Source organism: Halanaerobium sp. DL-01 (genome assembly GCF_003338615.1).
Classification (GTDB): domain Bacteria; phylum Bacillota; class Halanaerobiia; order Halanaerobiales; family Halanaerobiaceae; genus QPJE01.
Genome location: NZ_QPJN01000001.1, coordinates 121,501 through 134,916, shown reverse-complemented (window position 1 = coordinate 134,916; position 13,416 = coordinate 121,501). Strand labels below are relative to the sequence as shown.

Here is a 13,416-nt window from a genome sequence, read left to right as displayed (position 1 = left end):
AAGGTGTTCTTTTTGTTTGAAATGGTGGAGGGGAAAGGATTTGAACCTTTGTAGGCATCGCCGGCAGATTTACAGTCTGCTCCCTTTAACCACTCGGGCACCCCTCCATATTGGCACCCTCAAGGGGATTCGAACCCCTGCCGCCAGGATGAAAACCTGGTGTCCTGGACCCCTAGACGATGAGGGCAATCTTTTTTTCGTAAGCACATGAATTAGTATATATTAAATAAATAAATTCGTCAATTGTATTTATTTGCTTTTTTTAATCTTTATATAAAATAAAATCTTTTATACTCCGTTTTAAATAAATATTCACCATAATATTTCATGTTTTAATCTCAAAATATAAATTAACGATATATTTGGAGTGAGGTGGTAAAATGAAAATACTATTAACTAATGATGACGGTATTTATGCTGATGGAATTACAGAATTAGGAATAAAACTGGTAGATGAAGGACATACTATTGTGCTTGTGGCACCGGACAGAGAACGAAGTGCTTCAGGTCATGCAATAACAATTAACGACCCCCTGCGTGCCAGAAAAATTGTGCGATCAGCTCTTCCTGATGTGCCATTATTTAGAGTGAGTGGAACTCCAGCTGATTGTGTAAAACTTGCTTTAGAAAAACTGATAAATTTTGAACCTGATTTAGTAATTTCCGGCATTAATCATGGTCCAAATCTTGGTTTTGAAATTTTCTATTCTGGAACAGTTTCAGCGGCCATAGAAGGATGGATGCTTGGTTATCCTTCTATGGCAGTATCTATGGCATATAATGAAGAAAATAATTTCAAAAAAGCTGCCGAATATATTGCAAAATTTATTAAATCAAAGGATGTATTTAAATTAAACAGCTGTTTTTTGATGAATATAAATTTCCCAGAAAAGCTTGATGATAACAGTAAAATTTGCATTACAAAATTGGGTAAAACCCTTTACAGTGATACATTCGATGAACGTACTGACCCAATGGGCAATACTTATTACTGGCTGTCAGGAAGTAATAAGGATATAAAAGATGATGGAACTGATATTGCAGCCTATTTATCCGGAAATATATCTATTACCCCACTGAAAATTGATTTAACTGACAGCAAGCAGTTGATTTACCTTCAAGAAAACTTTCTGAAAAACTACAGAAAGGGAAGTGAAAATCATGAATAATGATTTTTTGACACCGGTAGAATTTTCTCATTTTCTTTTAAATAAACATGTTCAGCCGGGAGACACTGCTGTAGATGCAACTGCTGGAAATGGTTATGATACTCTATTTCTGGCAGAATTAGTTAAAGAAAAAGGTACAGTTTACTCTTTTGATATTCAGGATGAAGCTGTTGCAAACACTATTAAACTACTTAATGATTATTCTTTTTTAGATCGAGTTAGGATATTTAATGACAGTCATGAAAATATAGATAATTATCTTGAAGAGACCAATGTATCGGCTGTTATATTTAATCTTGGATACCTTCCGGGCGGAGATAAAACTATTAAAACTAAAGCTTCTTCTACAGTTACTGCAGTAAAGAAAAGTATGAATTTTTTAAAAAAAGGTGGTATAATAGTTTTAGTAGTCTACAGTGGACATAGAGGAGGAGTAGAAGAAAAAGAAGCTGTCTTAAACTTTCTTAAAGATCTTAATTACAAAAGATATAATGTTATTAAGTATTCTTATCTTAATCAACCTGATTTTTCACCGGAATTACTTGCTTTAATAAAAAGGTAAAATTTTTACTGAATAAACTTTTTTGCTGATGTTTTTCACATACAAAGATGAGTGTGGTTGTATGTCTTTTTATTCTTTCACTTAAAGAGGGAGGTGAAAATAGGAATAAATACTGCTTTATATTTAGTTGTCGAAAAATTCTAATAACATAACTAGAAAGGGGATTAAAATGAGTACAGATGTATCTATTGTAAAAGTTGATAATTTAAAAGGTAATAAAGAATTTATAGACGGCCATTTTGAAAGACATGAGCAGGATATTAAAGAGATTAAAGATTCTTTGCGAGAAGTTATTAGCCTTGCTGTTGGAGATATTGATAATCTTATTAAAAAGGGTGATAGAGTTTTAATTAAGCCTAATCTTGCTTTTTTAGCTCCACCAGAAAGTTTTTCTGTAGTTGATCCACGAGTAATAGAAGCACTGGTTTCTTTTCTAAAAGAGGAATCTAAAGCAGGTGAAGTCTGGGTTGGAGACAATCCATCACTAGGTAAACATGTCGGAAGAGCAAGACCTGCATTTAAAGCAGCAGAAATGGAACAGGCTGCTTATAGAGGTGGTGCTGACAAAGTCCTATATTTTGATGAAGAATCTTCAATAGAAGTTGATATTCCAATGGCTAAAGTATTTAAAAAAGCTTCTGTGTTTAGACCTATTCTGGATGCTGATGTACTAATAAATCTTCCCAAAATGAAAACTCATTTGGGTGGAACGGTTACTTTAGGACTTAAAAACTGGCAGGGCATTATTCCCAATGTTCATCCATCAGGTCAACAGCAGGATACCCATAGAATTGATCTAGACCAGAAGATTTCGGATCTTTTAAGAATAAGAAAAGCTGACCTAACTTTAATAGACGGTATTATTGCTATGGAAGGGCAGGGTCCCCATGCCGGCACTCCAAAAGAAATGAATTTACTTATAGCCGGACAGGATACTGTAGCAGTTGATGCTTTAACTTCTTATATAATGGGATATGAACCACATGAAGTTCCTTCCACTCAGATTGCTTTTTCAGAGGGTTTAGGAGAAATGTGTCTTGATAAAATTAAAGTTAAGGGAGTATCTGCTGAAAGTGTAAGAACATTCTTTAAAAGACCAGCCAACAATCCTGTTGGCCTTATCCCTGGAATAAATGTTTTAATTCAGCAGACATGTCCTGGCTGTTATAAATATATCCGCGGTGCTTTAGACAGCTTTAAGCTGGATATTGATACTAAAAAATTTGTGGAAGAAAAAGGAGAGACACTAATAATTGCTGGAGGGGTTCCATCATTAGATTATACTGATGCAGAAGGAAAACATCTTTTTGTGGTAGGAGACTGCTGGAAAAAGTTTGAGTCCAGAGAAGAAGTTGAAAAAGCAATGAAAGCTGCAAAAACTGTGACAGAATATCCTGGCTGTGCACCAATATATGTTTTTGCTCAGCTTAATACTGATCTGCAGGCACTGTAATATTGAACATAAAAAAGAGGGGTAGCTTACCCCTCTTTTTTTAATAATTCCAATTATAAATTATTTGAACTTTATTTTATATAAATTTTTTAGCAAGTTTAGAAATAAAACCAGAATTAGTTTTACCCATCATCCATTTTTCTGCAACTCGCTTATTCATTAAAGAAATAGTTGGGAATGAATGCTGTGTCATCATAATATCAAATAGTCCAATATCATGCTGTATGGCCAGAATCCATTCATGTATCAATTCACTTGCAGCTTCCCCAACAATGGTAGCTCCAAAGACTTTTCCTTTTGAATTTGTAATAACTTTGACAAAACCTTCAGGTTTCCCATCTGCAATCGTTCTACCATAATCAGAATAATTTTCTTTTACTATCTGATAATCCAGACCTTTTTCTTCAGCTTCTTTTTCTGTAACTCCAACCTGAGCTATTTCGGGTTTTGTAAAAACAGACCAGGGTACTAAAAAGTCATCATAATTAAACTGTTTTATTGGAGTAGGATTAATGGCATTCATTAAAGCAATCATCCCCTGATGCATTGCTGCATGTGAGAGGAGAGCTTTTCCATTACAATCTCCAACTGCATATATTCCCTTAACATTTGTTTCCAATCTTCGGTTAACTTTTATTCCACCTTTACCGTATTCGATTCCGGCATTTTCGAGATTTAAAGAATCCAGTACTATTTTTCTACCTGTAGCAACAAGAATTTCATTAGATTCAAAAACTCCAGCCTCAGTATGTATAATTATTTTCCTATCTTTTTCTTCCACTTTATTGATACCTGTACTATTATATACACCAATACCTTCTTTTTTAAACTTTTCTTCCAGCACCCGTCCGGCTTCTTCATCACCAATAGGAACAAGATGATCATCAATCTGAAACATATTTACCTCAGAACCAAGTCTGGAAAAAGCCTGAGCCATTTCTGAACCAATTGCCCCACCACCAATAATGGTTAATTTCTTCGGAATATCCTCCTGTGCAAATATATTTAAATTTGTTAATAGAGATACATCTTTAAGACCTGGAATAGGAGGTACAAGTGGTTCAGTTCCTGTTGCAATAAAAATCTTATCTGCAGTATATCTTTCTCCATCAACTTCTACAATTTTTTTATCAACAAATTTTGCTTCCCCTTTATCTATTATCAAATCAGCTCTTTCAAAGGCTTTCATTGTTTTATTTCCACTTATTTCTCCCACTTTTTCTCTAACAATTTCAAGGGGATTTTCAATTTCAGTATCACCATTAAATTGAATACCGAACTGACGCAAGTTTTCGGTAATTTCATTTACTTCTCCGGCTTTAAGAAGTGCTTTGCTCGGCACACAGCCGTAATTTAAACATTCTCCACCAACCTTATGCTTTTCTATGGCTAAAACATTTAAATCCATATTTGAAGCCATAGCAGTTACTGCCATTCCAGCAGGACCCATACCAATAACAATAAGATCATACTTTTTCATATTATAACCACCTTATTTATATCATTATATTTGGATATTACGATATTATAATAATAATACATAATCTAATTTATTTCAAGTTATACTGCAAAAAAATAGTTTTCTCATTTTAAATAAAAAAATGTGAGAAAACTTAATATTATACAAAATATATTTTAAACTTCTCTCTTTAAAATCACAATAAAGTAATAAGAAAAATTTTCTTTTAATTTTTTTAAATAATCGATTGATAAATAAATGCTGATAAATTAAAAAAAGAGCCGAAAAAATCGACTCCTGTAAAATTCAATGGAGCTGATGACCAGACTTGAACTGGTAACCTGCTCATTACAAGTGAGCTGCTCTACCAATTGAGCTACATCAGCCTATATTTTGGCAGGGGAGGCAGGAATTGAACCCGCAACCAACGGATTTGGAGTCCGCTACTCTGCCAGTTGAGCTACTCCCCTAAATATTATTGAGCTTTTTGCTCAAGCACTACTTATTATAACCAAGTACTATCGATAGGTCAAGTATTTTTTTTGTTTATATTAGTGCTGAAATTAAATTAAACATTTTATTCTTTATTTTTCTTATAATATCTTTAATTTAAACTGTTTTCTGTCATCAATTATTACTAAAATAATTAATATATTTAAATAATTACAGCAGAATACTTTATTTCTTTAAAAGTTTTATAATATTTTATATTATAAAAAAGAAAAAGATAAAAAAAGGGATTGATCTTTAAATGAATCTAAAGATTTAGGTGCTGATAAAAATTTTTTTACATATTTAAAATGAATTTGAGGAAACCATATTGTTATTATTTGCCTTAAAATTTTGTCAGTGTTATAATGTAATAAGGATGTGATGTTATGAGTAATAAATACAGAGATAATAAAATAAAACAGGAACATACAATAATTGAAGATATTTTTCCTTTTTTACTGGAAATTTCTCGTTCTAAATTAATTAAAAGTATAATTCCAGGTAGGATTAGTAGAAGAAAGGGAAGTGGTGTTCCAGCTTACCTGCAGCTAAAATACAATACTACAAGTGGTATAAAAATAATTGCAAAAAACAGTTCTTCTCTGCAGGAAGTATTTATTGTAACAGATTACCCGGATAAAACTATGGATTATCTCAAAAAATTAGACTTTGTTGACTGAAAATCTTATATCATTTTTTATTTAATATTTTTTAATCTGAAAGAAATTATATAAAAAACTCTTAGCTGCTAAATTTTGACATTGACATTAAGTTATTTTTCTTATATAATATTGTCTACTGACAGCGGGTTGTAGCGCAGCTAGGTAGCGCGCACGTCTGGGGGGCGTGAGGTCCCGGGTTCAAATCCCGGCAACCCGACCATTTAAAGAATTTGTAAAGCCCACCAGGGCTTTTTTCTATTTATAGAAACAAAGGAGCATAGAAATTAATGATAAAATACAGTTTAATAACTCTTGGCTGTCCTAAAAACGAAGTTGACAGCCAACATATGAAAGGATTTTTATCTGATTACAGTGAATTTATAGAAACTGATGACTTTAAGGAAGCTAAAGTAATTATTATAAATACCTGTGGATTTATACAAGATGCAAAAGAAGAATCAATTGAAACTATTTTAAATGCAGCATCATACAAAGATAACCATTCCTGCAGATCTTTAATAGTTACAGGCTGCCTTACTCAAAGATACAGCAGTGATCTTATAAAAGAAATTCCAGAAATAGATGCAGTTTTGGGAACGGGAAATTTTGACAGAATTGTAGAAGTAATTAAAAACAGTCTTTCCGGAAAGAAAAATAAAGGTGTATCAGAACCGGGATTTGAATATTATTCTGAACTGCCGCGGAAGCTTAATAACGATTATTTTGCATATTTAAAAATTGCAGAAGGATGTAATAATAACTGTACTTACTGCAGTATACCTAAAATAAGAGGGCCAGTTAAAAGTAGAAAAATAGAAGATATAGTAACGGAAGCAGAAAAACTTGCCAAAAAAGGTATAAAGGAATTAATTATAATAGCTCAGGACACAACACAGTATGGAGTTGATATTTATGGAGATTCTGCACTAACTCCTCTTCTAAAAAAACTTATCAAAGTAAAAGGAATCCATTGGATTAGAATACTCTACAGCTACCCTGAATTCATTAAAGATGATCTTATAAATCTTATTTCCAGAGAAGATAAACTATGCAGCTATTTAGACCTCCCCATCCAGCATTCTGTAAATAAAATAAGAAAATTAATGAACCGCAGAGGAAAAAGTGAAGATATCTCTAATTTAATAAATAAACTGAGGAATAATATTTCAGATATTGTTATTAGAACTTCTTTAATCGTTGGATTTCCAGGTGAAACAGAAGAAGATTTTTTGGAGCTAAAAAATTTTATCAAAAAACACGAATTTGATCGATTGGGAGTATTTAAATTTTCTCGAGAAGAAGATACAGCTGCCTATAATTTTTCAGATCAAGTATCAGAAGAGGTTAAAGAAAAACGTTATGAAGAAATAATGGAATTACAGCAGCAGATTGCTCTAAAAAAAAATCGCAAACTAATCGGTGAATCTCTGGAGGTGATTATTGAAGATATCGAAGATGAATACTATCTTGCCCGTTCTAAGTATGATGCTCCAGAAATAGATAATCAAATTTATATTAAAAAAAATTCAAACCAGCACAGCAGGTTAAAAATTGGTGATTTTGTTATTTGTAAAATAAAAGAAGCTTATGAATATGATTTGATAGGAGAGATTTCAAATGAATCTACCGAATAAATTATCAATGTTGAGGATTTTTTTAGTTCCAATAATAGTTGCTTTATTACTTTACAGTGCAAATTTCCCGTTTTATGGTGATCTGACAGCTTTAATTATATTTTCAGCTGCTGCACTTACTGATAAGTATGACGGCTATTATGCAAGAAAATATAACATGATTACACAGCTGGGAAAAATTTTAGATCCACTTGCAGATAAGCTTTTAATTTCAGGAGCTTTAGTAGCTTTTGTAGATCTGGGGAAAATATCTGCCTGGGTTGCCCTGGTTATTATAGGGCGCGAACTAGCAGTTACAGGTTTAAGAGTTGTTGCTGCAGGACAGGGAATTATCATTCCAGCCAATATGTGGGGTAAATGGAAAACTACTATTCAAATTATTACAATAATAGCACTAATCATTGATCCTATATTGTTTAATCTGCCGTCTGTTTTGATAACATCTCTTGTCTGGGCAGCAGTTTTAATCACTATTTACTCTGGATATGTTTATTTTGCATCAGCTGATGTAGATTACAGTTAAGGTGGTAAAATTATGCTTCAGAAAATAAATCATTTTTTTGCAACAGGTTTTTTTTCAGGATATCTGCCTTTTGCTCCTGGAACATGGGGTTCTTTATTAATGATAGTCCTTATAATGGTTTTTCCTGTCATTAATAATGTTTATTTTTTAAGTTTTTTAACAATTTCTGGTGTTTTCATCTGCAGTTATGAAGAAAAAATGACTGGAGTCAAAGACAGCGGCAAAATAGTTATTGATGAAGCTGCCGGCCAGCTGATAACCTTTATGACATTAAATACAGGTATACCTTTACTGATTAGTGGTTTTATTTTATTTAGAATATTTGATATTACAAAACCTCTAATTATTAAAAAGTTAGAAAAACTTCCCTCTGGCTGGGGAGTTATAGCTGATGATATTGCAGCCGGCATTTTTTCTCTAATTATATTGAAAACAGCAGTATACTTTGGAATCTTATAATAACTGGCCTTTTGTAATATTTTTTAGAAAAAATTTAAAATACTGAAGTTGAATACAGTGGTGATTTTGATAATGAATTCATTTTCCAAAATACTAATAATAATTGGATTGATATTAATCACAGCTGGAGCTGTATCTCTATTTTTCAAACCATTTTTTTCCTGGTTTGGCAGTCTTCCAGGGGATATAAAGATAGAAAAAGAAAATTATAAACTGTACTTTCCTATAACATCAATGCTTATTATAAGTATTATATTAAATATTGTTTACTGGATATTTAAATTTTTTAAATAATATTTTTAACCAAATCGGCCCCTAAAGGCCGATTTTCTTTTGTTCAACTCTGTGATATAATAATTTAGAGGTGAGTTTATGGATGTTTCAATTATTGTGACAGGTTCTGAAATTTTATATGGAAAAGTACAGGATACTAACTCTAAGTTTTTAGCTCAGAAATTAACTGATATAGGATTGAATATTAAAAATATAATTGTCTGCAGTGATGAAAAGTCTGATATCAAAGAAAAACTGAATTTTGCTGCTAAAAATACTGATTTAATTTTTATAACAGGTGGTCTTGGCCCAACTAAAGATGATCTTACTAGAGATGCACTTGCAGAAGCTGCTGATCTTAAACTCAAATTTTCTGATAGGCTGGCCGAGCGCCTTCATTCTTTTTTTGAAAACAGCAGCTCTAAAATGACTAAAAATAATTTAAAACAGGCCTATTTGCCGGAAAATGCAGAAGCAGTACTTAATGATAATGGAACTGCACCGGGAATAAAATTAAATCATAATAATAAAACTTTTTATTTAATGCCTGGTGTTCCGTCCGAAATGCGGTCTATGTTTTTAGAACAAATCTATCCAGACTTAAAAAAGATAAATAATAACAGCATTTTTTTTAAAGAATATAATTTTATTGGGATTGGTGAATCTACCCTGGCAGACAAAATTGAAAAATTAACCATTCCAGAAAATGCTGTCTTAAGCTATCAGGCAGGCCGGGGAGAGGTTAAACTGAGGTTGAAGGTGGAAAATGATGATGCTGAAAGTACAATTGAATTTTTTGATAATCTCATCTCCACTAAATTTACTGATTACTTTTATGGTACTGGAGACATGTCTTTGCTGGAAATTTTTTGTGACAGACTCAAAAAAAGTGGTTTAACTATCGCTACTGCTGAATCATTTACTGGTGGTCTTCTCGGCAAGAGACTAACAGAACTGGAAGGAAGTTCAGCTTATTTTAAAGGTGGAATTATTGCATACAGCAGTAAAGCAAAGAAAAATATTTTAAAAATTAATCCTAATATTCTTGAAAAATATGGTGCTGTAAGCCATGAAACTGCTCTGGCAATGGCAGGTAATATTGCTGATATTTTTGCTGCAGATATAGGTGTTTCCACCACCGGTGTTGCTGGCCCGGACAGTATGGAAGGAAAAAAAGCAGGAACAATGTTTGTTGGAATTAAATATTTTTCGCGATTATTTTCCTTTAAATTGAACAAAAATTATAATCGAAAACTGAATAGATGGTATGCAACACAGATTATTTTGTTTAAAATTATGAAACTGCTGGAAAACTATTAGATTTGACGTAACGCATATTATTCAGGGAGGTATAAATAATGAACAAAAAACTTTGCATTTATTTAATTATTTTATTTTTTGTATTCAGTTTTAGTGCTGAAGCTCAAAATGTAAACTATAACAACTTTTCTGGAGGAGTCAATTTATATTATCAGGGAAGATATTCAGAAGCAGAAGCAATTTTTTCTGAAATACTAAATGATCCCTCCATTAATCATGAACTTAAACATGATACTCTTTATTATTATACATTAACTGCTTTAGATAATAACCATACACAGCTTGCAATAGAGCAGATTAATACATTAAAAGAGCTTGGATATGAAAACGGTAGGCTCTACTGGAAACTGGGCGCTTTATTTTTGAACAAAGATCATCAGTTTGACAGTGCTTCTTTTGACAGTGCACTGAAAAATTTACAAAAAGCTTCAAAACTTGGAGTGAATTCTATCCCATTTAAACGAGATCTTGCAGCAGCATATACTGGATTAAATGAAAAAGAAAAAGCTAAAAAACTTTATGGAGAAATAATTTCAATTAATCCTACAGTTGATGATTATTTAAATCTCGCTTTATTAAACAAAGAGCTAGGTAATTTAGAAACAGCAGTAAAATATTATGAGTCTGCTCTTGATATTGATTCGACCAGACAGACTATTTATCTTAACCTGGGAAACCTTTATCAGGAATTAAATAATTATAATGCTGCTGTTTCGATCTACAAACAGGGAATAAAACTGCAGAAAAATTTTACACCATTTTATGTAGGTCTGGGAGAAAGTTATATAGCTTTAGAAAAGTACAATGAAGCAGAAAATGTACTTAAACAGGTAATAGAAATAAATCGTCATTCCTATTACTCCTATTTTCTGCTGGGAATGATAAATAGAAAATTAGAAGATTATGATACAGCCCTAGACTATTATGATCAGGCAATTAAATATAATGAAGATTATGTAAATGCCTATCTTGAACAGGGAAAAATTTATTTGAATAGGGAAGAATATTATAAAGCAATTTCTAAATTTTCCATTGCTGTTGGGAAAAACACCAAACATGCCGAAAGCCATTATTATCTTGCCTTAGCCTATTATGGTGCTGATATGAAAGAAGCTGCTGTAGCAGAATTAAAAAGAACTTTACATTTAAACAATAAATATCCAAACGCAAGAAAACTGCTGAATGAAATTGAAAAACAATAATAATTTTCACTGGAGGTACTGGTTTATGCGTCTGTTTATCGCAGTTGATTTAACTGAACGTGCACGAGAACTTATTTTTAAAAAAGTAACAAAGCTAAAAAAAGAAATTAATGAGAATATAAAATGGGTGGAAAAAGAAAATTTTCACCTAACTGTTAAATTTCTAGGGGAAAATGATAAAAATAAAACTGATGCAGTTATAAAACAGCTGCAGAAATTAGACTTTAGCTGCCAGCACAATTATATTCAGTTTAAAAAACTGGGAGCTTTTCCTGAACTAGGCACATTTAAAGTTCTTTTTGTCAGTGTTTTCCAGGGCAAAAATTCTCTTATCAGATTAAATAATAGTATTGAAAATTCTATGCAGAAAATTGGATTTAAAAAAGAAAAGAGAAAATTTATTCCCCATTTAACTTTAGCCCGCAAAAAAAATAACAGACAAATTAAAAAACTAACTGACAAAAATTCAAAATTTCTGGATGAAAATTATATAAATGTTTTTAGTAAATTAAATACAGTAACACTTTATGAAAGCATATTAAAACCATCAGGTCCAGAATACAAAAAAATATTTTCCAAAAAATTACAATAATTACTTGCAAAAACTAAACATCTGTTCTATAATAGAATTAGAAATATAAAATATACAGATAAACGATTAACAGCAATTGAGGAGGAAGATTATATTGGTAAATAAAGACAAAGAAAAAGCTCTGGACATGGCTTTAAAAAAGATTGAAAAACAGTTTGGTAAAGGTTCAATAATGAAGCTGGGTGATACTACATCACTAAATGTTGAATCAATTCCTACAGGATCCCTACCACTTGACCTGGCATTAGGAGTGGGGGGTATTCCAAGAGGTAGAATAATTGAAATCTATGGTAACGAGTCTTCTGGTAAAACTACTCTAGGACTTCACATTATAGCAGAGGCACAAAAATTAGATGGTATAGCAGCATTTATTGATGCTGAACATGCACTTGACCCGCGTTATGCAGAAAATTTAGGGGTGGATATAGATAATCTTTTGATATCTCAGCCCAATAATGGAGAAGAAGCTCTTGAAATAACTGAAGCACTGGTTAGAAGTAATGCTGTTGATCTGATAATAGTCGACTCCGTAGCTGCTCTTGTTCCAAAAGCGGAACTTGAAGGTGATATGGGAGACACACATGTCGGTCTGCAGGCAAGACTAATGTCACAGGCTATGAGAAAACTGTCTGGTGCAATAAGTAAATCTAAAACTGCTTGTATATTTATTAATCAAATTAGAGAGAAAGTTGGAGTTATGTTTGGAAATCCAGAAGTAACTCCAGGTGGACGTGCACTTAAATTTTACTCTTCAGTTAGAATCGAAATCCGCCGCTCTCAAACTATAAAAGATGGAGACAAAATAATCGGAAGTACAGCCAGAGTTAAGGTAGTTAAAAACAAGGTTGCCCCACCTTTTAGAAAAGCAGAATTCGATATCATGTATGGAACTGGTATTTCTCAAGCCGGATCTTTGATAGATCTGGGAGAAGAAATTGGAGTTATTGATAGAGCTGGATCCTGGTATTCTTATGGTGATGTCAGGCTTGGTCAGGGTCGGGAAAACTCTAAAGATTTTCTGAATGATAATCCCGAAATCAAAGAAGAAATAGATCATAAAATACGTGTAAAAGTCGGTCTTGCTGAAAGTGATGAGAAAGAAAACGAAGATGAATCAGAAGAAAAAGAGGATTAAATTATATGGATTTAAATGAAATTCAGAAAGCTAAAAACAAAGCTTTTCATCTTCTCACATATAGAGAAAGAACTGTAAAGGAAATGCAGGATAGATTATTTAAAAAAGGATTTAATAATGACGTTATTGAACAGACAATCAATTATCTGCTCGAAAATGATTTAATCAATGAAGATAGATTTGCAGAACAGTGGATTAGATCCAGAATAAATAACCATCCGCGGGGGAAAAAATTAATTTATAGAGAACTGCTAAAAAAAGGGTTAAATAGAAGTTTAATCGATAAAGCATTAAATAAATATTTAAGCCCAGAACAGGAAATTGAAATGGCCAAAACACTTATTAAAAAATGGCTTAGAAAACATAAAGAGGAAGATAAAGGCAGCCTAAAACTTAAAAATTACCTTTCTAATAAAGGTTTTTCATATGATATAATCAATAAAACAACAGATTAATGTAAATAACAGGGTCTGTATTTAAA

At 32.1% G+C, this 13,416-nt stretch carries 14 protein-coding genes and 5 tRNA genes; 14 read left to right on the top strand and 5 right to left on the bottom strand.

Annotated elements, in window-relative coordinates:
* Positions 1 to 22: 22 nt before the first annotated feature.
* Both DER71_RS00660 and DER71_RS00655 read right to left on the bottom strand, forming a co-directional pair.
* Positions 23 to 107, bottom strand: a tRNA-Tyr gene (locus DER71_RS00660).
* Between the two features lie 4 nt (positions 108 to 111).
* Positions 112 to 187, bottom strand: a tRNA-Glu gene (locus tag DER71_RS00655).
* A 193-nt stretch (positions 188 to 380) separates the two neighbouring features.
* On the opposite strand from DER71_RS00655, the gene surE reads away from it, so the two are divergent.
* From surE to DER71_RS00640, 3 genes are all read left to right on the top strand, one after another.
* A complete protein-coding gene (surE, locus tag DER71_RS00650) occupies positions 381 to 1,169 on the top strand; it encodes a 5'/3'-nucleotidase SurE (protein ID WP_114456959.1) in 789 nt (262 codons plus the stop codon).
* Positions 1,162 to 1,731 (top strand): class I SAM-dependent methyltransferase, encoded by a 570-nt coding sequence (locus tag DER71_RS00645; RefSeq protein WP_114456958.1) that lies wholly within the window; start codon positions 1,162 to 1,164, stop codon positions 1,729 to 1,731. The genes surE and DER71_RS00645 overlap by 8 nt, the downstream gene beginning before the upstream one ends.
* Before the next feature lie 169 nt (positions 1,732 to 1,900).
* The gene (locus DER71_RS00640) at positions 1,901 to 3,184 is read left to right on the top strand and encodes a DUF362 domain-containing protein (RefSeq protein WP_114456957.1); all 1,284 of its coding nucleotides are present in this window, start codon (positions 1,901 to 1,903) and stop codon (positions 3,182 to 3,184) included.
* Positions 3,185 to 3,260: 76 nt separating this feature from the next.
* Here DER71_RS00640 and DER71_RS00635 read toward each other — a convergent pair whose 3' ends face one another.
* From DER71_RS00635 to DER71_RS00625, 3 genes are all read right to left on the bottom strand, one after another.
* Entirely contained in the window at positions 3,261 to 4,664 is a 1,404-nt protein-coding gene (locus DER71_RS00635; protein WP_114456956.1) for an NAD(P)/FAD-dependent oxidoreductase, read from the bottom strand.
* A 289-nt stretch (positions 4,665 to 4,953) separates the two neighbouring features.
* Positions 4,954 to 5,029: transfer RNA gene (locus tag DER71_RS00630), tRNA-Thr, on the bottom strand.
* 8 nt (positions 5,030 to 5,037) lie between these two features.
* Positions 5,038 to 5,113 (bottom strand) — tRNA-Trp (locus DER71_RS00625).
* A 408-nt stretch (positions 5,114 to 5,521) separates the two neighbouring features.
* On the opposite strand from DER71_RS00625, the gene DER71_RS00620 reads away from it, so the two are divergent.
* From DER71_RS00620 to DER71_RS00570, 11 genes are all read left to right on the top strand, one after another.
* Entirely contained in the window at positions 5,522 to 5,815 is a 294-nt protein-coding gene (locus tag DER71_RS00620) for a DUF2103 domain-containing protein (RefSeq protein ID WP_114456955.1), read from the top strand.
* 125 nt (positions 5,816 to 5,940) lie between these two features.
* Positions 5,941 to 6,017, top strand: a tRNA-Pro gene (locus DER71_RS00615).
* A 67-nt stretch (positions 6,018 to 6,084) separates the two neighbouring features.
* Positions 6,085 to 7,431, top strand: coding sequence for a 30S ribosomal protein S12 methylthiotransferase RimO (gene rimO / locus DER71_RS00610; protein WP_114456954.1), 1,347 nt, complete (start codon positions 6,085 to 6,087; stop codon positions 7,429 to 7,431).
* Positions 7,415 to 7,954: a CDP-diacylglycerol--glycerol-3-phosphate 3-phosphatidyltransferase gene (pgsA, locus tag DER71_RS00605; RefSeq protein ID WP_114456953.1), complete on the top strand. Its 540-nt coding sequence runs from the start codon at positions 7,415 to 7,417 to the stop codon at positions 7,952 to 7,954. Before rimO ends, pgsA begins: the two co-directional genes overlap by 17 nt.
* 12 nt (positions 7,955 to 7,966) lie before the next feature.
* Entirely contained in the window at positions 7,967 to 8,413 is a 447-nt protein-coding gene (locus DER71_RS00600) for a phosphatidylglycerophosphatase A (protein WP_114456952.1), read from the top strand.
* A 72-nt stretch (positions 8,414 to 8,485) separates the two neighbouring features.
* Complete coding sequence (locus DER71_RS00595) at positions 8,486 to 8,707, top strand: DUF2905 domain-containing protein (RefSeq protein ID WP_114456951.1); 222 nt, start codon at positions 8,486 to 8,488, stop codon at positions 8,705 to 8,707.
* Positions 8,708 to 8,785: 78 nt separating this feature from the next.
* Positions 8,786 to 10,006 carry a competence/damage-inducible protein A gene (locus DER71_RS00590; protein ID WP_114456950.1) on the top strand — a complete coding sequence of 407 codons (1,221 nt, stop codon included), beginning with the start codon at positions 8,786 to 8,788 and terminating at the stop codon, positions 10,004 to 10,006.
* Positions 10,007 to 10,044: 38 nt separating this feature from the next.
* Positions 10,045 to 11,208 (top strand): tetratricopeptide repeat protein, encoded by a 1,164-nt coding sequence (locus DER71_RS00585; RefSeq protein WP_114474186.1) that lies wholly within the window; start codon positions 10,045 to 10,047, stop codon positions 11,206 to 11,208.
* Positions 11,209 to 11,233: 25 nt separating this feature from the next.
* The gene (gene thpR, locus DER71_RS00580) at positions 11,234 to 11,800 is read left to right on the top strand and encodes an RNA 2',3'-cyclic phosphodiesterase (protein ID WP_158531683.1); all 567 of its coding nucleotides are present in this window, start codon (positions 11,234 to 11,236) and stop codon (positions 11,798 to 11,800) included.
* A 94-nt stretch (positions 11,801 to 11,894) separates the two neighbouring features.
* The gene (gene recA, locus DER71_RS00575) at positions 11,895 to 12,935 is read left to right on the top strand and encodes a recombinase RecA (protein ID WP_147267741.1); all 1,041 of its coding nucleotides are present in this window, start codon (positions 11,895 to 11,897) and stop codon (positions 12,933 to 12,935) included.
* A gap of 5 nt (positions 12,936 to 12,940) precedes the next feature.
* On the top strand, positions 12,941 to 13,390 hold the full coding sequence (locus DER71_RS00570) for a regulatory protein RecX (RefSeq protein WP_114456947.1): 450 nt from the start codon (positions 12,941 to 12,943) through the stop codon (positions 13,388 to 13,390).
* The last annotated feature ends 26 nt before the right edge of the window (positions 13,391 to 13,416 follow it).

What these genes read in the sequence shown, in the direction of transcription:
- DER71_RS00570 (WP_114456947.1), top strand. Translation starts at nt 12,941, where the DNA reads ATGGATTTAAATGAAATTCAGAAAGCTAAAAACAAAGCTTTTCATCTT.
- DER71_RS00590 (WP_114456950.1), top strand. Translation starts at nt 8,786, where the DNA reads ATGGATGTTTCAATTATTGTGACAGGTTCTGAAATTTTATATGGAAAA.
- DER71_RS00600 (WP_114456952.1), top strand. Translation starts at nt 7,967, where the DNA reads ATGCTTCAGAAAATAAATCATTTTTTTGCAACAGGTTTTTTTTCAGGA.
- DER71_RS00595 (WP_114456951.1), top strand. Translation starts at nt 8,486, where the DNA reads ATGAATTCATTTTCCAAAATACTAATAATAATTGGATTGATATTAATC.
- DER71_RS00620 (WP_114456955.1), top strand. Translation starts at nt 5,522, where the DNA reads ATGAGTAATAAATACAGAGATAATAAAATAAAACAGGAACATACAATA.
- DER71_RS00640 (WP_114456957.1), top strand. Translation starts at nt 1,901, where the DNA reads ATGAGTACAGATGTATCTATTGTAAAAGTTGATAATTTAAAAGGTAAT.
- DER71_RS00645 (WP_114456958.1), top strand. Translation starts at nt 1,162, where the DNA reads ATGAATAATGATTTTTTGACACCGGTAGAATTTTCTCATTTTCTTTTA.
- surE (WP_114456959.1), top strand. Translation starts at nt 381, where the DNA reads ATGAAAATACTATTAACTAATGATGACGGTATTTATGCTGATGGAATT.
- DER71_RS00585 (WP_114474186.1), top strand. Translation starts at nt 10,045, where the DNA reads ATGAACAAAAAACTTTGCATTTATTTAATTATTTTATTTTTTGTATTC.
- rimO (WP_114456954.1), top strand. Translation starts at nt 6,085, where the DNA reads ATGATAAAATACAGTTTAATAACTCTTGGCTGTCCTAAAAACGAAGTT.
- thpR (WP_158531683.1), top strand. Translation starts at nt 11,234, where the DNA reads ATGCGTCTGTTTATCGCAGTTGATTTAACTGAACGTGCACGAGAACTT.
- DER71_RS00635 (WP_114456956.1), bottom strand. Translation starts at nt 4,664, where the DNA reads ATGAAAAAGTATGATCTTATTGTTATTGGTATGGGTCCTGCTGGAATG.
- pgsA (WP_114456953.1), top strand. Translation starts at nt 7,415, where the DNA reads ATGAATCTACCGAATAAATTATCAATGTTGAGGATTTTTTTAGTTCCA.